Origin of the sequence: Bosea sp. 685, from assembly GCF_031884435.1 — a bacterium.
In the GTDB taxonomy this organism is placed as follows: domain Bacteria; phylum Pseudomonadota; class Alphaproteobacteria; order Rhizobiales; family Beijerinckiaceae; genus Allobosea.
Map to the genome: position 1 here is coordinate 1,950,691 of NZ_CP134779.1, position 17,042 is coordinate 1,967,732.

Genomic DNA, 17,042 nt, shown 5'->3' on the forward strand with positions numbered 1-17,042 from the left:
ATGCCGGGCTTCAGCGGCGCGGCGGCTCGCCCGGCTCGATGATGCGGTACTCGGCGTCGATCACGTCGACGCGCTCCGCCGGCCGTCTCTGCGCTGCGAAGGGATCGGGCCGGCCAAAGCCGGCGGCCTTCAACCTGTTGCGCAAACGCCAGGCGGCGACCGCCCCGACGATCATGACGACCGGGATCAGGATCAATGCGAGGCTGGCTGCGAGCAGGAACAGGGTGACGCCGACAACCAGGCTCGCCGCCATGGCAAGCCATGTCATCCAACGCGGCCCGCGCTGGGGGCGGCCGCCAAGCTGTTCATGGAGATTGACGCGGATCATCTGGCCCTCGTCCAATGGATCGAGGATGAGAGATAGGGATGAAATGCGGCGAAGACGAGAGCGGCTGTCGCAGGGGTAGGGCGGCCGAACGCCGCAGCGGGCTCAGACCGGGGCGCGCCAGTCATAGAGCCAGTCATAGCGCCGGCGTATGCCGTCGGGGCCGAGCCGGCGCATCACCAGGTCACGGCCAAGACTCCAGGGCCGGCCAAGATGATAGGCGCGGCCATTGCTGCGGCTCGTCGCCTGGACACGGGCGACGCGCTCGGTGCGCGCCCGGGCATAGGCCGCCATTGCTGCCGGCACGCCGGAGGCGCCGTCGCGTTCCAGATGCGTCGCCAGCTCATGCGCCAGCACGGCCGAGTCCTCGATTGCCAGCGCCGCGCCCTGGGCGAAGAAGGGCAGCACGGGATGGGCGGCGTCGCCGAGCAAGGCGATGCGGCCCTGCGCCATCACGGCCGGGGTTCTGTCGAACAGCGACCAGACCTGCCACGGGCCGGCCGCGCCGGCGAGGCGACGCAGATCGGGAGCAGCGCCCGCGAGATGGCTCGCCAGCAGGCGCGCATCGCCTTCGCGGCTCCAGCCTTCGCGCGCTTCTTTGGCTTCCCGGACGACGACGAGATTGATCTCGCGCCCGCTCGCGACCGGATAATGCACGGCATGACGGCCCGCACCGAGATGGAGCGTGATTTCGGCTGCGGGCTTGTCGTGGCCGGCCGGGACCAGTGTGCGCCAGGCCTCGAAGCCGGTGAAGGCGGGCGGCGCGGTGTCGCCGCTGAGTTCTCTGAGCCTGGACCAGAGCCCGTCCGCGCCGACCGCGCCGAGCGCCTGCACGGTCTCGATCTGCCCGGCATCGCTGACCAGGGTCGCGCTGATGCCGTCCTGGGTCTGGGCGATCTCCTGCAGGCCCCGGCCGACGACGAGGCGGATATTGGGGAGCTGGCGGGCGGCATCGAGCAGCAGCATGTGCAGGTCGGAGCGCTTCAGCACGCGGAAGGGTGTTTCCGCCGATGCGACAGCCATCGGCATGCCGGCGATCTCGGTGCCGTTTCGCCAGCGCCGGATGACGAGCCTGTCGGCCGTGACGCCGACGCGCTTCAACGCGAAGCCGAGATCGAGCGCCGCGAGCACGCGGCCGGCATTGGGCGATAATTGCAGGCCGGCGCCGGTCTCGCCGAAGCCGGTGCGCTTCTCAGCCAGCGTCACCGCAATGCCGCGCCGGGCGAGCGCGATGGCGGCCGTCAGACCGCCGATCCCGGCGCCGGCGATCAGGATATGGGGAGTTGGCACGGGATATCCGGCTGACGATGTGTGGGTAGGCGGACCGAAACGTCAGTCCTTGTTGCTGCGGCCGTCGCGATCGGGCGGCAGGTCCGGGCGGGGCGAACCCGGCTCGGCCCAACTGCGGGCATAGGGCTCGGCCTTGCCACCGAGGCGCGGCGCGGTCTCCCTGGACACTGACTGGCAGCCGGCGAGAAGCGTCGCCGCCAACAGAACCGCGCCGGTGACCGTGCGGACCAGGTTCATCGTCATGCCGCCTGCGAAGTCTCGTGATGCGCGCATTCAGGCGGCGTGCAGGCTGAGCCCTTCAACGACGGATCATATTTGAACAGCGTCGAGCAATAGGGGCAGATGATCTCGTGGTCGGAGCCCATATCGAGGAAGACATGGGGATGGTCGAAGGGCGGCTTGGCGCCGATGCACATGAACTCATGCGCGCCGACATGGATCACGGCCACGCCGGAATCATTGTGGAAATGCGGAATGCCCGTCTCGGCCATGATCGTCGCTCTGCGAATGGGATGTCTTGCAGTGAATGGGAGGTCTTGCAGTGATGCTGGCGCGCAAACTAGCGCGCGCTGCCTGCCCGCGCCAGTGCGCGATTGCCTCAGGGCGATGCCTGCCGTGTCGCGGGATCAGCGAAAGCAAACTTTGGCAAGCGCCGAGACGCGGCTGCGCTCCTCCGGGCTGAGCGCATTCTCGAGTAGTTTTCGCCAGAGATCCTCGCGCTTGATGGCGTCGACCGTACAGCCGCAGAGCATCCGGCAGGCGCCGGCGTCGTGCGCTCCTTGCATGCAGCTACGCTCGCAGGACTGCATGAAGGGCTGTTCGTCGGCGGGCCGCGCGATCGCAAACTGCGTCGCCAGCATGAGCGCCCCGATGAAGACCGGCTGGTGCACGAGATAGACCAGCAGGCTGTTGCGGCCGCCCCAGGCGACGACCCGCGCGGGCAAAGTGTGGGGCCGCCAGCCGGCGAGGCGCGATTGGGCGAGGCGCGGCAGTGTCAGCCTCGCCAGCGCGATTCCGGTCAGAACCCAGCCGAACCAGGGGAAAACAGGCACGAAATCGGCGGAGGCCGGAACCTCCTGGGCCAGCCCGAGCCAGAGCAGCCACGATTGGTCGAGGACGGGATGGGCAGTCAGATACGGCGCCGCCAGATACGGCACCGCGAAGACGAAGAGCGCGGCAAGCGCGATCACGAGCGTCGGTAGCCGCAGGAAGGGCAGGGCGACGACGCTCGCCAGCGCGACCTGATGCAGGATGCCGAAGAAGATGAAGCTGTCGGGCATGGCAAACCAAGTGCCGACAGTCACCAGCGCGGCTGCGCCCGCGACCATGGCGAGGCGCTTCAGATAGGCGTGGCGGTTTAGATAGACTTGGCGGTTCAGCCCGTTGCGGGTCGCGAGTACGAGGCTGACGCCGACCAGCGTCAGGAAGCTCGCGGCGATCGAGCGGGCGAACCAGTGCCAGCCCGGCTCGACCGGGGTGTCGACATCGATCAGCTCGAAATAGGCGAGGTCATAGGTGAAGTGGAAGACGAACATCGCCAGCAGGGCGATGCCGCGCGCCAGATCGATGAACGCGAAGCGGGGGCGGGCGACGGGCGATGTCGGGCTGAGGTCGGCAGTGCTCATATCCGTCTTCATAGGCAAGCGGCGTCGAGCCCGCTACCCAAAGCAGTGGCTGCGTGGCAGGGAGAGGGCAACGGCAACGGCCCAAGCGATACGGATCATGCAGAGTTTCTCATCCGACGGCGTCAATCTCGCCTATATCGACCTCGCTCCGACGAGCGAGGTTTCACGCGGCGAGACGGTCATACTCGTTCATGGCTTCGGCTCCAGCCATATGGTCAACTGGGTCAACACCCAATGGACCAAGACGCTGACCCATGCCGGATACCGCGTCGTCGCGCTCGACAATCGCGGCCATGGCCAGAGCGAGAAGCTCTATGAGCCGGCCGCCTATTCCTCACAGATCATGGCCGAGGATGTGCGCCGCCTGATGGACCATCTCGATATCGCCCAAGCGGCGGTGATGGGCTATTCGATGGGCGCGCGGATCTCGGCGCATCTGGCGCTGGCGCATCCAGATCGCCTGCGGGCCTTGCTGCTCGGCGGGCTCGGCATCCATCTGGTCGAGGGCGTCGGACTGCCGCTTAGCATTGCCGATGCCATGGAAGCGCCCTCGCTCGATGTCCTGAGCGACCCGATGCAGCGGATGTTCCGCGCCTTCGCCGATGCGACCAAGAGCGATCTTAGGGCGCTCGCGGCCTGTATCAGGGGCTCGCGCCAGACATTGACTGTCGCGCAGGTCGGGCAGATTGCGGTGCCGACCCTGGTCAGCGTCGGCACGAAGGACGATGTCGCGGGTTCCGGGCCGGAGCTCGCGGCGCTCATTCCCGGTGCGGAGGCTTTCGACATCGAAGGCCGCGATCACAATCTCGCGGTCGGCGACAAGAGCCACAAACAGGCGGTGCTGGATTTCCTGGCGCGGCTGTGAGGCGAGGTATTCCGGACAGCAAGAAACCGCGCGTCACCATAGGCTTACGCACTGGCGCTGCCATCTTGATTCAGGCGCGCGCAACCACGATCTCGCAAATTCGAGCTTTCGCGTTTGGCGGTTCACCACCGCAATGTGCTAGAGTTTGAATTCGTCTTACGTCTCCATCGGAGAATGATCATGCCGTCTGGGCGCTCCGTCATAGAAGCACGCGATCCCGCGACCGGGCTCGACCGTGTCGACCCCGTCTGGGCCAGGCTGCGGCGCGAGGCTGAAGCTGCGGTCGCCAGCGAGCCGTCGCTTGCCAGCCTGATCACGGCTTGCGTGCTAAACCAGCAGAGCTTCGAGGCGGCGGTCAGCCACCGCGTCGCGATGCGTCTCGGGCATGTGGCGGTGCCCGCCGATCTGATCGCACAGGCTTTCGAGGAGGCGCTTATTGCCGATCCGGAGATCAGCCAGGGCATAAGGGCCGATGCGCTCGCGGTGATGGACCGCGACCCGGCCTGCTACCGGGTGCTGGAGCCGGTGCTGTTCTTCAAGGGCTTCCACGCCTTGCAGGCCCATAGGCTCGCTCATTGGCTGCACCGACAGGGTCGGCGCGATTTCGCGCTTTATCTGCAGAGTCGCTCGTCGGAGGTGTTCCAGACCGACATCAACCCGGCTGCGGTGATCGGCAAGGGGATCTTCCTCGACCATGCCACCGGCCTCGTCGTCGGCGAGACCACGGTGATCGAGGACGATGTCTCGATGCTGCAGGACGTGACGCTGGGCGGAACCGGCAAGCAGGGCGGCGACCGTCATCCCAAGATCCGCAAGGGCGTGCTGATCGGCGCCGGCGCAAAAATCCTCGGCAATATCGAGATCGGCCAATGCGCCCGCGTCGCGGCGGGTTCGGTCGTGCTGCAGGCCGTGCCGCGCAACAAGACGGTTGCCGGCGTGCCGGCCAAGGTCGTCGGCGAGGCCGGCTGCGCCGAGCCGTCGCGCTCGATGGATCAGATCCTGGCCGGGGATTGCGGTAGCGCGATTTGAGGCGCGTTGCCGGTCGTATCGCGTGGCTGGGTCAGGCTGCCTGCTCGACCACCCGCGTTGGCAGTTTGGCGATCTCGTTGCCGGCCGCCTGCTCAGCCAGCCGGAGATCGTAGGCCGCCTGTAGATTCAACCAGAACTGTGCGCTGCTTCCGAACCAATGTCCGAGCCTCAGGGCCGTGTCGCCCGACACGCCTCGCTTGCCCAGGATGATCTGAGATAGGCGGTTGGGGGGCACCTTGATCTGCCGGGCCAATTCGGTTGGCGTGACGGAAAGCTCGGCGAGTTCTTCGGCGAGGATTTCGCCTGGGTGAATAGCGGGGCGCGGCATCGCTTTCGTTCCTTCAGTGATAATCGACGATTTCGACCTGGCTTGGGCCGGCGTTGCCTTGCGGCCATGCAAAACAAAGCCGCCATTGCTGATTGATGCGGATGCTGAACTGCTCCGACCGATCACCTTTCAGGCTTTCCAGCCTGTTATTGGGAAGTGCTCGGAGGTCATCGAGCCGCTTCCAAGCCTGTCTTTCGAAACCCTGAAAATCCTTGACGAAGTCACCTTCGGCAAATCTCTCGGTGCGTTTGTCACGATAGCTCAGGATCATGCGGGAATCTACTGCGTTGACGATGTACGTCAATCGTCAACCTTCGTGCGATACCGCTTTGCTCTCCAGAAACCAGGATGCGACGCCGGGGCGTCTCCGGAACAAGGCGTGGTCATGAGGTTCGGTCAGGCAAAGCATATCGCCGGTCGGCTTCGCCGTTGCGAAGGGCGCTATCAGTCTGCCTGAGTCGAGCCAGGGCGCGATCAAGCTCATCCGGCCCATCAGCACGCCGGAGCCCGAGAGCGCGGCGTCGAGCGCCAGGCTGTAGAGCGAGAAGGAGGGGCCGCGCGTGGGGTCGATCGTCCCGGGGCTCCCGGTGAAGGCGAGCCAGCGCCGCCAATCCTCGCGCCAGACCGCGTCATGCAACAAGGTCGCGTGCGCCAGATCACCGACGCTTGTGAGCGTGCGCGCGAGTGCCGGCGCGCAGACCGGCAGGATCATGTCCGGGCCCAGCGTCAGCGCATCGGCGGGGATCGCCTCGGCGCCGAGATAAAACAGCGCCAGATCATGCGGCTCGCGACGTGGATCGGGCGGCTGCTCCATCGCCGAGACCGAGATCTGCAGCCCGGGAAACGCCGCCTGCAGCGCGGCCAAGCGCGGCGAGAGCCAGAGCTGGGCGATGCAGGGCAGGGCGGCGATGGTGAGCGTGCGGCCTTCATGCCCGGCGCGAAGCTCCTGCACGGCTTGTCCCAGCGTGTCGAAGCCGCGCGTCAGCTTGGGCAGGGCGTTGCGCGCGCTCTCCGTGAGTTCCACTCCCTGGGCGAGGCGGCGAAACAGCGGGAAGCCGAGCCATGCCTCCAACTGCCGGATCTGCTGCGTCACTGCGCCGGCCGTGACGCCGAGCTCTTCGGCTGCCTTGACGAAGCTCTCGCAGCGCGCCGCCGCCTCGAAAGCCCGCAAGGCGTTGAGGGAGGGCAGGCGCGGGCGCGGCGGCTTGACGGGCATGGTGGGAACATCTTCTCCTGAGCCCTCATCCTGAGGAGCGAGCCAAGGGCTCGCGTCTCGAAGGATGCTCCAGATGGTTCCAGAGCCTCCTGGACCATCCTTCGAGACGCCGCTTCGCGGCTCCTCAGGATGAGGGCTGATTGATGGATCGGAGCAACGGCTGAGGATTCGAACTCTTGCCTTCTAGGCTGAGATTTTCTCTGCCTGAGAGCGAGGATTACTCGTTTGCGCAGCGCGGCGCAAACCGGTCATATCCTTTGCATTCTGGGAGGATCGATCGATGACGGCTCTGGGCAGGCGCGACTGGGTTCCGCAAGCGAGCGAGGATTATGTGCTCGGCATCGCCGCTGAGACGGCCGGCCAGTCGCTCGACGCGGTCGAGGCGCGGATCGCGGCGCTGACGGTCGAGAACCGCAACATCCATGAGCGCGACTGCATCAACCTCAATCCCGCGACCAATGTGATGAACCCCAAGGCCGAGGCCGTGCTTGCGGCGGGGCTTGGTGCTCGGCCCTCGCTCGGCTATCCCGGCGACAAATACGAGATGGGGCTGGAGGCGATCGAAAAGATCGAGATCATCGCCGCCGAACTCGCCGCCGAGGTCTTTGGCGCGACATACGCCGAGATCCGCGTGCCCTCGGGCGCCATCGCCAATCTCTATGCCTTCATGGTCGCGGCCAAGCCCGGCGATTGCATCATCGCGCCGCCGGGCGCGATCGGCGGCCATGTCACCCATCATGGCGCGGGCGCGGCCGGCCTCTACGGCATCGTTACCCATCCCGCTCCGGTCGATCCGGTGAACTACACCGTCGACCTTGCGCGCCTGCGCGAGGATGCCTTGCGGTTGAAGCCCAAGCTGATCTCGATCGGCGGCAGCCTCAACCTCTTCGCCCATCCGATCCGCGAGATCCGCGCCATTGCCGACGAAATCGGCGCGATCGTGCTGTTCGACGCCGCGCATATGTCGGGCATGATCGCCGGCCATGGCTGGCAGCAGCCGCTGGAGGAGGGTGCTCATCTGATGACGATGAGCACCTATAAGAGCCTGGGCGGGCCGCCCTCTGGCCTGATCGTCACCAACGACGCCGAGATCGCCAAACGCCTCGACGCGATTGCCTATCCCGGCCTGACCGCGAATTTCGATGCGGCGAAATCGGCCTCGCTGGCGATCACCCTGCTCGACTGGAAGGCGCATGGCCGTGCTTACGCGCAGATGATGGCTGAGACGGCGAAGGCGCTGGGCGAGGCGCTGGTCGAGCGGCAGGTGCCGGTTTTCGCGCGCGATCGCGGCCTGACGACCTCGCATCAATTCGCCATCGAGGCTCACGGCTATGGCGGCGGCCAGGCGGCGGCCAAGACTTTGCGCGCCATCAACATCCTGAGCTGCGGCATCGGCTTGCCCCTGCCGGAGGTCGCAGGCGACGTGAACGGGCTCAGGCTCGGCACGCCCGAGATCGTGCGCTTCGGCATGACGCCCGCCGACATGCCGGAACTCGCCGGCTATATCGCCGAGGGGCTGAACGGTTCGCGGCCAGCCGAGGCCGTGGCCAGGGATGTGACGGCGTTCCGTGGGCGCTTCCGCGAGTTGCACTTCATGCGGTGAGGAGGCGGAGGCTTCCGTTCCGTCTCGAATAGAAGTGCTCATGATTCTGCTCTATTCTAGTATCGGTGTTGTGGGCGCCTATTTTATTTTGTTTCCTTAACCGCCCACCGGGCGAGAAGCTCTAGCGTTGCGTGATAAATTGGCATCGTATTGGTGATTCTTTCGCGTAAAAAATTGATCGTGAATGAGAGTTTCTTTTCAGGTAGATCAATTTTAAGATCGCATCCATAAATAAGATGTGACGATATCGTATATTTTGGTTTGACCGTTGGTTTATTGCAATACATGTATATCATTTTGTTTTCTTCGATCAAAAACCATTGCTCTGAATCGTTTTCTTCTTTTTGATTGCTCTCCTCTGGAAAGCGATGCAATCCAGTTGCTGTATCGAAAATTGCAGAAGTATTGAATCTTTTTTCGTCTCTTTTTATGTTTTGAATGAGCTGCTCTCGCGTTATCGAGATGTCGCCGACGTTGACACGGACCAGATACTCGTCCGAACCTCCTTCTGGCCGGCCTGGCTCTCGGCGACGAAATTTATCGATTCTCGGCCAGTCGATGTAAATTCCTGGATGTGATGGGTCCAGATTTGGCATCCAATAAATCAACAAAAATCCTGTTGAATCGGGAGGGCAATTGACGCGAGATATAACGTCTCTCGTATATTGCCATGGTATTTTGTATTCATTCTCACCATATTTCCTCAAAACTCTGTAGTCTGTCGAGGATTGATTTATTACTCGTTCAATTTCGTCAGGTTTCGGTTGATTGTCACTACAAATAAAATTCTCAATTGTATCTTTTGTCTGCGCGATCGACGATTTAGGAAAACACATCGATATGGTGAACGCGACGATCGCCAGTAGAAAGGCGCGATTTCGACACGACATCGACTGTCTATAGCCAATTGCGGTCGAATGAGTATCGATCGAATTTGTAGACACCATTGCTCCTCGTTTTACATGCGATCTTAGATCGCACGGCCTATCTGACGAGTTTCGACAGTTGCGTTACCGTCGTATAAAAATGCGAGCCACCTCCAGATAGATGTCCACTCCCTAATAATCGCTCCCTTTTCGGGCGAAATTTGCGCTTAAGCATCATCCTCGTTCTCCGTGCCGGCCGGCCATCTCTGCCTTCAGTGAGCCTTCCGAGACGACATGCGCTCCGCTGAGTCAGACCGACTCGAAGTGGCCCGCGTCGTCGCGCACCAGCCGCGCGGTCTCGCCGGGGCTGTTGAAGGAGGAGGACTTGACGATGCGGCCGCGATCGGGAGCCTCTATCGCGATCTTGCTGGCGTCGAGTAAGGGCTCGAACGGCTTGCGGCCGGCAGACGCGATTGCGAAGGACGTCACGGCCTTCCGAGAGCTGCATTTCATGCGCTGAGGGGCAGGGAGCTTGGCTGCGCTCGGGCCCACTTGACCATCGGCCGCCGAGCTTTCACAGTCTCGTCATTCCAGGGAGATCCCCGGCAAGGGGCTGAGACACCGCTGGCAGACCGGGGCAACCCGGACAAGCGCGCGGAAATCCTTCGAACCTGATCCGGTTCATACCGGCGGAGGGATGGATTTCCCGGCTTAAAGCCGGCGGCCCGCAAGGCCGCAGATATCCTCGCCCCCCGTCGCGGCGAGGAGTTTGCGATGAGAGGCCCGCCCGACACGAGTTTGCGCCGCCAACAGGCCGGCCCGCCCGATGCTCCGGCACCGCCGGCTTTGACGGATGTCGCCATCATCGGCGGCGGGGTGATCGGCCTGATGACCGGCTGGCGGCTTCTGCGCGCCGGCCTGCGGGTCGCCCTCTTCGAGCGTGGCACGGTCGGCCAAGGGGCGAGCCTCGCCGCCACCGGGATGCTGGCGGCGGCCGCCGAGTTCGAGCCCGGCGGCGAGGAGCATGTCGCGCTCGCCCTGGAGAGCCAGCGCCTCTGGCCCGGCTTTGCTGCCGAATTATCGGCCGATGGCGGGTTCGATATCGACTATCGCAGGGATGGCGTGCTCCTCGTCGCCACGACGCGCGACGAGGTGGCGCGGCTGCGCTTCCGCCACGAGATGCAGCGGCAGGCCGGGCTCGCGACGCAGTGGCTGGATGGGGCTGCGTGCCGAGGCTTTGAGCCCGGCCTGCGGCCTTCCGTCGTGGCCGGCATCCATTGTCCCGATGATCATCAGGTCGACCCGGCCAGGGTGATAGCGGCCCTGCGGCAGGCCTTCATCGAACGCGGCGGCATCCTGCTCGAAGGCCTGGCGGCAACGCCCTGGCTGCAAGCCGGGCGCGCCGTGGGCGTCACGACGCCGCGGGGGGCGGTGAAGGCCGGAATCGTCGTCGCGGCCGGTGGAGCCTGGACCGAGATTGGGGGGCTCTCCCTGCCATTGCGGCCGCTCAAGGGGCAGTCGCTGGCGCTGACATGCCCGTCGCACCGGCCGGTTCTCTCGCGCATGGTCTGGACCGACCAGGTCCATCTCGCGCCCAAGAGTGACGGCACGCTGATCGTCGGCGCGACCATGGAGGAGTGCGGCTTCGACGATGCCGTGACCGCCGGCGGCGTCTATGCGCTGCTCGAAGGCGCGCGGCGCGTCCTGCCCGGCATCGAGGACCTGCCGATCGCGGCGATCTGGTCGGGCTTCCGTCCCACCACTGCCGATGACGCGCCGATTCTCGGCGAGACCCGGATTCCAGGCCTGCTCCTCGCCACCGGACATCATCGCAACGGCTATCTGCTGGCCCCCGTCACCGCTGTGGCGATCACGCAACTCGCCACCGAGGGGCGGATTACAGGGCCGGCCTCATCCTTTGGGCCGGAGCGCTTTGCAGCACAGGAGGCAGTGGCATGAAGCTCATCGTCAATGGACGCGATCACGACAGCGCGGCCGAGGATCTGCTGGCGCTATGGCGGGAGCGTACGGCCGAGCTCGATCTGCCGGGCCCCCAGGGCTTCGCCATCGCGCTGAACGGGATGGTTGTGAAGCAGTCGCAATGGCAGGTCACGCGTCTGGCGTCTGGTGACCGCGTCGAAATCATTCGCGCCTTTCAAGGAGGTTGAGATGAGTGTCGCGGAACAGAGTTTCACGATCGCCGGAACCCCGCTTGCCTCCCGCCTGCTGATCGGGACGGCCGGCTATCCGAACCAGCGCATCATGGTGGAAGCGGTCGCCGCCAGCGGCGCGGAGATCGTGACCCTGTCGCTGCGCCGGATCTCGCTGGCGGGCCATGGCTCCGATACGGCGCAGCTCTTGTCCGGCTACCGCTTCCTGCCCAACACCGCCGGCTGCGAGACGGCGCGCGACGCCATCCTGACGGCGGAGCTCGCTCGCGAGGCGCTTGGGACCAACTGGATCAAGCTCGAGGTCTTCGGCGATCGCGAGACGCTCTATCCCGATGTCGGGGAGCTGCTCGAGGCGACGCGCCAGCTCGTCGAGATGGGCTTCGTCGTGCTGCCCTATTGCAATGACGATCCGGTCGTCTGCGCGCGCCTCGCCGATCTCGGAGCCGCTGCCGTGATGCCAATGGGCTCGCTGATCGGCTCCGGCATGGGCGTCGCCAACCCGGCCAATCTCGAATTGATCTGCGCGCGCTCGTCCGTTCCCGTGATCGTCGATGCCGGGCTTGGCACGGCGTCGGACGCCACTATTGCGATGGAATGCGGCGCGAGCGCCGTGCTGCTCAACACCGCGATCGCCAAGGCGAACGATCCGGTCCGGATGGCGCGCGCCATGCGCCACGCCGTCGAGGCCGGTTGGGATGCACGCGGGGCTGGGCGCATTCCGCGCCGTGGCCGTGCCGAAGCGTCGAGCCCCCAGCTCGGGCTCGTCGGTTCGTGACTTCTCTGGAGGCCGGCCCGAGCCAAGGTGGCAAAAAGCGCTAGGCGTTGCCGCTCTGATAGCGCGCAAGCAGCTCCGCCTTCAGCGCTGCCTCCGAGACGACATGCGCGCCGCCGAGCCAGACCGACTCGACGCGGCCTGCATCGTCGCGCACCAGCCGCGCCGTTTCGCCGGGGCTGTTGAAGGAGGAGGCCTTGACGATGCGGCCGCGATCTTGCGCTTCGATCGCGATCTCGCCGGCATCGAGGAACGGGCTGAACAGGGTCGGGTTGGCAACCAGCACCTTGTCGGCGAAGGGCACGAGGTCGCCAGGGTTCCAGATCGTCCACCAGCGCCCGGCCCAATCCTTGGTCGCGGCCGAGGGGGCGCCCAGCTCCTGGAAGCGCTTGAGGATCTGGACGACGCCGTCGAGCCAGGGATGGGCGAGGCCGTCGATGGCGTTGGTCAGCACCGAGATCGTCAGATCCTGCTCCGGCAGGACGGCAGTGCGGGTGATGAAGCCCTGGAAACCGCCGGAATGGCCGAACCAGGCCCAGTCGCCCTCGCCGCCGGAGATGGTGCCGAGGCCGTAATGGCGGCCTAGGCTGCTTTCCTCGTCGGTCCAGAGCCGGCGGCTCATCTCGCGGCGATTGAGGGGCGAGAGGATGCTGCGCTCTGCCTTCGGCGAGAGCTGCGCGAAATAGCGCGCGACATCGGCGGCCGTGGCGACGAAGCCGGCGGCAGATATCATCGCCTGGCAAGGATTGTCGCCGGGCACGACGACGCGATGTCCGAGCGGCCATTTCGGGCTGTGGCCCCGAGCCATCGGGCCGGTCCAGAGGCCGATATCGGGTTTGGTTTCGGCAAGTCCGACTGCGCTCACGACCTCCCTGGCGATCCACTCCGCATAGGGCTCGCCCGTCACCGCCTCGATCACCAGGCCGAGCAGGCCGAAGCCGTGATTGGAGTATTTGAGGCGCTGCGAGGCGGGCAGGACGGGCGGTGAGGCCAGGTCGGCGAGCAGTTCGGCCTTGTCGCAATAGGGCTTGCGGTCGAAGAACTGGCCGTTGTCGGGGCCGTCGCGCGTCAGGCCGGCGCTGTTGGAGAGGAGCTGCGCCAGCGTCACGGTCGCGACCTCGGGATGGAGGCCAGGCACGAAGCTGCCCGCCTTGTCGTCGAGACGAAGGCGGCCGGCCTCGACCAGGCGCAGGATGCCGGCTGAGGTGAAGCTCTTCGAATGCGAGGCGATGCGGAAGCCATGGCGCGGCGTCAGCGCCTCGCCGGTCGCGATGTCGGCCTTGCCGAAGGCGGCTTCCAGAACGATTTCCCGCCCGCTCGCGATTGCGATGGAGCATCCCGGCTGGTCGTGATGGCGGAGCTGGAACGCGAGCCAGTTGGAGACATAGGCGAGGGCGGCAGGCAGCCACGGCGTCATGGGGCGATCCATCATGAGCGAAGGGAGCGCCCACTATTGCAGATCGCGCCGGCGCATGCAGGCGCGCCAGGCGGCTACCGCCATGCGGGAATGGGAGGGCGGCGCTCGCGATGACGAGCATGGGAACCGTCGATTGGCGGCGCGACAGCCTTCCGGCTTGCCCTTCCGGCCCCGCCATGGCATCCGTCCCGGCAACCGATAAGGACCGATACCGTGGACAAGACAGAACTCGCCAAGCTCGAAGGCTACCTGCGCCGCACCTTCGCCAACCATGCGATCAGCGTGCGGGCGCGCATGAAGAAGAACGATTCGGCCGAGGTTTATCTGGCCGACGAGTTCATCGGCATCATCCATGTCGATGACGAGGACGGCGACCGCTCGTTCAACTTCACCATGGCGATCCTCGACGTCGATCTCGAGGACTGAGCCGCCGGCCTCGAAGCGCTACTCCGGAGGCCGTCTGACGCGGCTTTCTGCGCTTCCGGTGCTCACGGACGAAAAGTCCGCTCCGCTCCGGTTCTCGAAAGCCGCGCCAGCCGACCCACCGGAGCGCACCTCGGGACCGGCTTGCGGCGTGGCTGAAAATGCTCAGCGCAGCATGCCGTCGATGGTGCGGCGGACACCGCCGATCATCAGCTCCCAATCGGCGATGATCCGGCGCGGGAAGCGGATGTTGACGTCGATGCCGCGGTGGCGAAACGTCACCCGGCAGAGCTCGTCGAGCGCGGCGCCTGCCGCGGTGTCGAGCGGGCAGCGTGCCGCGAAGCCGCGCCCGTCGGGCACGGAGACATAGAGCTCGTCGCCCTCATAGGGCGAGCCTTTGCGGAAGCCGCGCACCACCAGACCGCCGGGATTGGACCAGACCGTCGGCGTCAGGAAACGGGCATAGACGGCAAGCTGCGTCGCCGGCTCGTTGACCTTGTCGGGCGGGCTCAGCGTCACCAGCAGGCGGTTGCGGTTCTGGGCCGGGCCGAGATCCGGCCAGCCCAGCCTGAGGCGCACCATGCCGACGAGGCGGCTCGAATCGTCGGCCTCGGCACCGGTCAGGTCCTGCGGCACCATCAGCACGTTGTTGCCGATGCGGGCGGGCTGGAGCGTCGTCTCCGTCTCGCGGCCCTTATGCGTGGCGTAGAGGCCAAGGCCGGTCGCGGCCGCACCAAGCAGCATGATCGCGAAGGCCGCCTTCACAAGAGCAGAGTCGGCGCGCGGCAGCGGTGGCGGTGGCCGCCTCAGGCGCGAGCGGACCAAAGTCGCGAGGTCGGAGGCCAATTGGGCGGAATGCTCTTGCGACAGGGAGTTTTGGGACAAGGACGCGGTCACGTGCGGGGGCCTCTGAGCCTGACGCCGAAAAGCAAAGACAGGTTTCCGGACGACATCGTGCTCTCCATGACGGGAGACGGATGGATCGATGACATCCAGTGAAGCAGAGGCCGCTTAAGGGAGCGTAAACCATGATCGCGCGGGCTGTGGCGCGTTGCCGGGGCGTGGGCGAAGCGCTGGCGGCCGGTTAACCATTGCTTATGAGTTTTCTTCACAGTTCGTAAACCATGCGGCAAGGTGGAAAGGTCCGGTTTGGAGTGCCCGCCCTTGTCGATCGAGCCCGCTGCCTATGATGCGCTGCAGGCGCTGTTCATCGGCTTCGCCTTTGCCGGTTTGCTTGCCAGCGCGTTCGAGTTGTTCACGACGCAGCGCGCCGATTTCCGCTTGCTGCAGGCTGGCGGGCTGGCGGCGGTGGCGAGCGTTCCCGTCGTCGTCTTCAGCGCGCCCTTCCTGATCCTGCGCAACACCGTGCGCGGCCGGCGCATCGAGGGGCGGCCCTTCGTCTTCGTCATGCTGGCGAGCATGATCGCCTCGCTCTGGAGCATGGCCTCGGGGCGGGTGGTGCTCGATCTGCTGCATCTCCTCGGCAGCGCTTGACGGAAGACCGGCCGGGCCTGCAATCCTGCATTCAGATCCTGCCTGCATGCAGATCCTGCCTGCATGCAGATCCTGCCTGCATGACAGATCCTGGAAGGATATTGGCCTATGCCGCTCTACTCGCTTGACGGAACCGCCCCGGAAACCCCGCCCGAAGGCAGCTGGTGGCTTGCGCCCGAGGCGCATCTGATCGGCCGGGTCAGGATCGGCGCCGAGGTCGGCATCTGGTTCGGCGCGGTTCTGCGCGGTGACAATGAATGGATCGAGATCGGCGCGGGCAGCAACATCCAGGAAGGCTGCGTGCTGCACACCGATATGGGCTTTCCGCTGCGCGTCGGCGCAGGCTGCACGATTGGCCACCGCGCCATCCTGCATGGCTGCATCATCGGCGAGAACAGCCTGGTGGGCATGGGCGCGACGGTGCTGAACGGCGCCAGGATCGGTGCCAACTGCCTCGTCGGCGCCAATGCGCTGGTGACGGAAGGCAAGGAGTTTCCCGACAATTCGCTGATCGTCGGCTCGCCGGCGCGGGCCGTGCGCACGCTCGATGCGGCGGCCGCGGCCGGCATCACCGCCTCGGCGCGGGGCTATGTTGCGCGCTGGAAGCAGTTTGCCACTGGGCTGCAGCGCCTTGGGTAGTGCCGGATGATTCCATCAGACATCTGAAGCCGTCTCTCATCCAGGAGTGAGAGCAGGATCAGTGCGAAAAACCGGTGCCCGCTTTTTCGCATCCTGCTCTGGCCCAAAAATGGATCGGGCCGGTTCCTCGGGGAAGAGGAACCGGCCCTATGGCGAAACCCAGTCTTGGGGGACGGGTGGGGACGTGACCGAGCCTCGCCGTCAGATGGGAGACCAACTGCGGTGTAAAGCCGCGAGCGGGTCTCCAAGAGGATGTCGGAGCGCCCGCAACGGGGCGCTCGCGCAATGAGCGGGCGTCAGCGCACCGAGGCGACGGTCGGCGTCTGAGCGCCGCCGAGCGAAGTCCAGCCCGTCTGGTACTGGGATTCGCGCTTCACATAGACATAGCCCGTCTGGTTCCAGGGCAGGATCGCGTTGCGCTTGTTGTCGAGGATGAAGTCGCCGCGATCGGTGCGGATCATCAGCACGGCATGGCCGGCGTTCTCCTCGTCGATCACGACCGTCATCAGCATGGCGCGGCGCGGAATGCCGGCCTCTGCCAGACGCTTGCGCTTCAGCAGCGCATAATCCTCGCAGTCGCCCTTGCCGTCATCGGGAATGTCCCAATGGTCGACGACGCCCCAATGTTCCATGTCGGTCACCGGCTCGATCTCGCGATTGATCTTGCCGTTGACCGCAACGACGGTCTTCCACAGCTTCGCGGTCATCTCGACGCGCTCTGGCTCGCTGATATTGACCCGGCATTCCGACGGCATGCGCTTGCAGAAGTCGCTCCAGGCATAGGGCGCACGCGCCTCGCCCGAGGCGGTGATCGGCAAACTCGCGACAGGAACGCCGCCGGGCGACTGGGCCTGAACCTGCGTTGCGCCGGTTCCGATGATCAAAGCGACCAGCGCGGATCCGATAAAATTGCGGTGAATTGAAAGCATGGTGTCCCCTTTCCTTGTCCCGGGGATGACCATGCTCAGTGCGGATGGAT

22 protein-coding genes and 1 riboswitch are annotated in these 17,042 nt (G+C 65.3%); of the genes, 9 read left to right on the forward strand and 13 right to left on the reverse strand.

Features of this window, described 5'->3' with window-relative positions:
* Positions 1-10: 10 nt before the first annotated feature.
* The 5 genes from RMR04_RS10540 to RMR04_RS10560 all read right to left on the reverse strand — a co-directional run bounded on the left by RMR04_RS10540 (position 11) and on the right by RMR04_RS10560 (position 3,240).
* Positions 11-328 carry a hypothetical protein gene (locus RMR04_RS10540; RefSeq protein ID WP_311914617.1) on the reverse strand — a complete coding sequence of 106 codons (318 nt, stop codon included), beginning with the start codon at positions 326-328 and terminating at the stop codon, positions 11-13.
* Positions 329-430: 102 nt separating this feature from the next.
* The gene (locus tag RMR04_RS10545; RefSeq protein ID WP_311914618.1) at positions 431-1,615 is read right to left on the reverse strand and encodes an FAD-dependent monooxygenase; all 1,185 of its coding nucleotides are present in this window, start codon (positions 1,613-1,615) and stop codon (positions 431-433) included.
* A gap of 42 nt (positions 1,616-1,657) precedes the next feature.
* Positions 1,658-1,858, reverse strand: a complete 201-nt coding sequence (locus tag RMR04_RS10550; RefSeq protein WP_311914619.1) for a hypothetical protein — start codon at positions 1,856-1,858, stop codon at positions 1,658-1,660.
* Positions 1,855-2,106 carry a zinc-finger domain-containing protein gene (locus RMR04_RS10555; protein ID WP_311914620.1) on the reverse strand — a complete coding sequence of 84 codons (252 nt, stop codon included), beginning with the start codon at positions 2,104-2,106 and terminating at the stop codon, positions 1,855-1,857. The genes RMR04_RS10550 and RMR04_RS10555 overlap by 4 nt, the downstream gene beginning before the upstream one ends.
* A 135-nt stretch (positions 2,107-2,241) precedes the next feature.
* Entirely contained in the window at positions 2,242-3,240 is a 999-nt protein-coding gene (locus RMR04_RS10560; RefSeq protein WP_311914621.1) for an acetyltransferase domain-containing protein, read from the reverse strand.
* 97 nt (positions 3,241-3,337) lie between these two features.
* On the opposite strand from RMR04_RS10560, the gene RMR04_RS10565 reads away from it, so the two are divergent.
* Positions 3,338-4,105: an alpha/beta fold hydrolase gene (locus RMR04_RS10565; RefSeq protein WP_311914622.1), complete on the forward strand. Its 768-nt coding sequence runs from the start codon at positions 3,338-3,340 to the stop codon at positions 4,103-4,105.
* 180 nt (positions 4,106-4,285) lie between these two features.
* A complete protein-coding gene (cysE, locus tag RMR04_RS10570) occupies positions 4,286-5,134 on the forward strand; it encodes a serine O-acetyltransferase (protein WP_311914623.1) in 849 nt (282 codons plus the stop codon).
* A 31-nt stretch (positions 5,135-5,165) separates the two neighbouring features.
* Here the strand turns inward: cysE and RMR04_RS10575 are convergent, their stop codons facing one another.
* The 3 genes from RMR04_RS10575 to RMR04_RS10585 are packed head-to-tail and all read right to left on the reverse strand — an operon-like array spanning position 5,166 to position 6,678.
* Positions 5,166-5,462: a HigA family addiction module antitoxin gene (locus tag RMR04_RS10575; RefSeq protein ID WP_311914624.1), complete on the reverse strand. Its 297-nt coding sequence runs from the start codon at positions 5,460-5,462 to the stop codon at positions 5,166-5,168.
* 13 nt (positions 5,463-5,475) lie between these two features.
* Positions 5,476-5,766 (reverse strand): type II toxin-antitoxin system RelE/ParE family toxin, encoded by a 291-nt coding sequence (locus tag RMR04_RS10580; protein WP_410492226.1) that lies wholly within the window; start codon positions 5,764-5,766, stop codon positions 5,476-5,478.
* Positions 5,767-5,769: 3 nt separating this feature from the next.
* Positions 5,770-6,678, reverse strand: a complete 909-nt coding sequence (locus RMR04_RS10585; RefSeq protein ID WP_311914625.1) for a LysR family transcriptional regulator — start codon at positions 6,676-6,678, stop codon at positions 5,770-5,772.
* A gap of 280 nt (positions 6,679-6,958) precedes the next feature.
* Here RMR04_RS10585 and glyA point away from each other — a divergent pair, with 280 nt between their 5' ends.
* The gene (gene glyA / locus RMR04_RS10590) at positions 6,959-8,281 is read left to right on the forward strand and encodes a serine hydroxymethyltransferase (RefSeq protein ID WP_311914626.1); all 1,323 of its coding nucleotides are present in this window, start codon (positions 6,959-6,961) and stop codon (positions 8,279-8,281) included.
* A gap of 83 nt (positions 8,282-8,364) precedes the next feature.
* On the opposite strand, the gene RMR04_RS10595 is transcribed toward glyA, so the two are convergent.
* Positions 8,365-8,877 carry a hypothetical protein gene (locus RMR04_RS10595; RefSeq protein WP_311914627.1) on the reverse strand — a complete coding sequence of 171 codons (513 nt, stop codon included), beginning with the start codon at positions 8,875-8,877 and terminating at the stop codon, positions 8,365-8,367.
* Positions 8,878-9,456: 579 nt separating this feature from the next.
* Positions 9,457-9,636 carry a hypothetical protein gene (locus RMR04_RS10600; RefSeq protein ID WP_311914628.1) on the reverse strand — a complete coding sequence of 60 codons (180 nt, stop codon included), beginning with the start codon at positions 9,634-9,636 and terminating at the stop codon, positions 9,457-9,459.
* 94 nt (positions 9,637-9,730) lie between these two features.
* Positions 9,731-9,862, forward strand: a riboswitch (TPP riboswitch).
* Positions 9,863-9,921: 59 nt separating this feature from the next.
* Here RMR04_RS10600 and thiO point away from each other — a divergent pair.
* From thiO to RMR04_RS10615, 3 genes are read left to right on the forward strand one after another with little or no spacing between them, the layout of a single operon-like run.
* Positions 9,922-11,106, forward strand: a complete 1,185-nt coding sequence (gene thiO, locus RMR04_RS10605) for a glycine oxidase ThiO (RefSeq protein ID WP_311914629.1) — start codon at positions 9,922-9,924, stop codon at positions 11,104-11,106.
* Positions 11,103-11,315: a sulfur carrier protein ThiS gene (gene thiS, locus RMR04_RS10610; protein ID WP_103717318.1), complete on the forward strand. Its 213-nt coding sequence runs from the start codon at positions 11,103-11,105 to the stop codon at positions 11,313-11,315. Before thiO ends, thiS begins: the two co-directional genes overlap by 4 nt.
* A 1-nt stretch (position 11,316) precedes the next feature.
* Positions 11,317-12,093 (forward strand): thiazole synthase, encoded by a 777-nt coding sequence (locus RMR04_RS10615; protein ID WP_311914630.1) that lies wholly within the window; start codon positions 11,317-11,319, stop codon positions 12,091-12,093.
* A gap of 40 nt (positions 12,094-12,133) precedes the next feature.
* Here the strand turns inward: RMR04_RS10615 and RMR04_RS10620 are convergent, their stop codons facing one another.
* Entirely contained in the window at positions 12,134-13,507 is a 1,374-nt protein-coding gene (locus RMR04_RS10620; RefSeq protein WP_311914631.1) for a serine hydrolase domain-containing protein, read from the reverse strand.
* Positions 13,508-13,720: 213 nt separating this feature from the next.
* Here RMR04_RS10620 and RMR04_RS10625 point away from each other — a divergent pair, with 213 nt between their 5' ends.
* Positions 13,721-13,933, forward strand: coding sequence for a DUF3126 family protein (locus RMR04_RS10625; RefSeq protein ID WP_069692221.1), 213 nt, complete (start codon positions 13,721-13,723; stop codon positions 13,931-13,933).
* A 162-nt stretch (positions 13,934-14,095) separates the two neighbouring features.
* Here RMR04_RS10625 and RMR04_RS10630 read toward each other — a convergent pair whose 3' ends face one another.
* A complete protein-coding gene (locus RMR04_RS10630; RefSeq protein WP_311914632.1) occupies positions 14,096-14,827 on the reverse strand; it encodes a hypothetical protein in 732 nt (243 codons plus the stop codon).
* 267 nt (positions 14,828-15,094) lie between these two features.
* On the opposite strand from RMR04_RS10630, the gene RMR04_RS10635 reads away from it, so the two are divergent.
* Both RMR04_RS10635 and RMR04_RS10640 read left to right on the forward strand, forming a co-directional pair.
* Positions 15,095-15,424, forward strand: a complete 330-nt coding sequence (locus tag RMR04_RS10635; protein ID WP_311914633.1) for a DUF6949 family protein — start codon at positions 15,095-15,097, stop codon at positions 15,422-15,424.
* Positions 15,425-15,532: 108 nt separating this feature from the next.
* The gene (locus RMR04_RS10640) at positions 15,533-16,063 is read left to right on the forward strand and encodes a gamma carbonic anhydrase family protein (protein ID WP_311914634.1); all 531 of its coding nucleotides are present in this window, start codon (positions 15,533-15,535) and stop codon (positions 16,061-16,063) included.
* 296 nt (positions 16,064-16,359) lie between these two features.
* Here RMR04_RS10640 and RMR04_RS10645 read toward each other — a convergent pair whose 3' ends face one another.
* Complete coding sequence (locus RMR04_RS10645; protein WP_311914635.1) at positions 16,360-16,992, reverse strand: transglutaminase-like cysteine peptidase; 633 nt, start codon at positions 16,990-16,992, stop codon at positions 16,360-16,362.
* Positions 16,993-17,042 lie beyond the last annotated feature (50 nt).

Bases quoted from the DNA above. Each gene is read 5' to 3' on its own strand.
- RMR04_RS10565 (WP_311914622.1), top strand. From the start codon at position 3,338: ATGCAGAGTTTCTCATCCGACGGCGTCAATCTCGCCTATATCGACCTC.
- cysE (WP_311914623.1), top strand. From the start codon at position 4,286: ATGCCGTCTGGGCGCTCCGTCATAGAAGCACGCGATCCCGCGACCGGG.
- RMR04_RS10620 (WP_311914631.1), bottom strand. From the start codon at position 13,507: ATGACGCCGTGGCTGCCTGCCGCCCTCGCCTATGTCTCCAACTGGCTC.
- RMR04_RS10560 (WP_311914621.1), bottom strand. From the start codon at position 3,240: ATGAGCACTGCCGACCTCAGCCCGACATCGCCCGTCGCCCGCCCCCGC.
- RMR04_RS10550 (WP_311914619.1), bottom strand. From the start codon at position 1,858: ATGACGATGAACCTGGTCCGCACGGTCACCGGCGCGGTTCTGTTGGCG.
- glyA (WP_311914626.1), top strand. From the start codon at position 6,959: ATGACGGCTCTGGGCAGGCGCGACTGGGTTCCGCAAGCGAGCGAGGAT.
- RMR04_RS10585 (WP_311914625.1), bottom strand. From the start codon at position 6,678: ATGCCCGTCAAGCCGCCGCGCCCGCGCCTGCCCTCCCTCAACGCCTTG.
- RMR04_RS10540 (WP_311914617.1), bottom strand. From the start codon at position 328: ATGATCCGCGTCAATCTCCATGAACAGCTTGGCGGCCGCCCCCAGCGC.
- RMR04_RS10640 (WP_311914634.1), top strand. From the start codon at position 15,533: ATGCCGCTCTACTCGCTTGACGGAACCGCCCCGGAAACCCCGCCCGAA.
- RMR04_RS10575 (WP_311914624.1), bottom strand. From the start codon at position 5,462: ATGCCGCGCCCCGCTATTCACCCAGGCGAAATCCTCGCCGAAGAACTC.
- RMR04_RS10615 (WP_311914630.1), top strand. From the start codon at position 11,317: ATGAGTGTCGCGGAACAGAGTTTCACGATCGCCGGAACCCCGCTTGCC.
- RMR04_RS10555 (WP_311914620.1), bottom strand. From the start codon at position 2,106: ATGGCCGAGACGGGCATTCCGCATTTCCACAATGATTCCGGCGTGGCC.
- thiS (WP_103717318.1), top strand. From the start codon at position 11,103: ATGAAGCTCATCGTCAATGGACGCGATCACGACAGCGCGGCCGAGGAT.
- RMR04_RS10595 (WP_311914627.1), bottom strand. From the start codon at position 8,877: ATGCCAAATCTGGACCCATCACATCCAGGAATTTACATCGACTGGCCG.
- RMR04_RS10645 (WP_311914635.1), bottom strand. From the start codon at position 16,992: ATGCTTTCAATTCACCGCAATTTTATCGGATCCGCGCTGGTCGCTTTG.
- thiO (WP_311914629.1), top strand. From the start codon at position 9,922: ATGAGAGGCCCGCCCGACACGAGTTTGCGCCGCCAACAGGCCGGCCCG.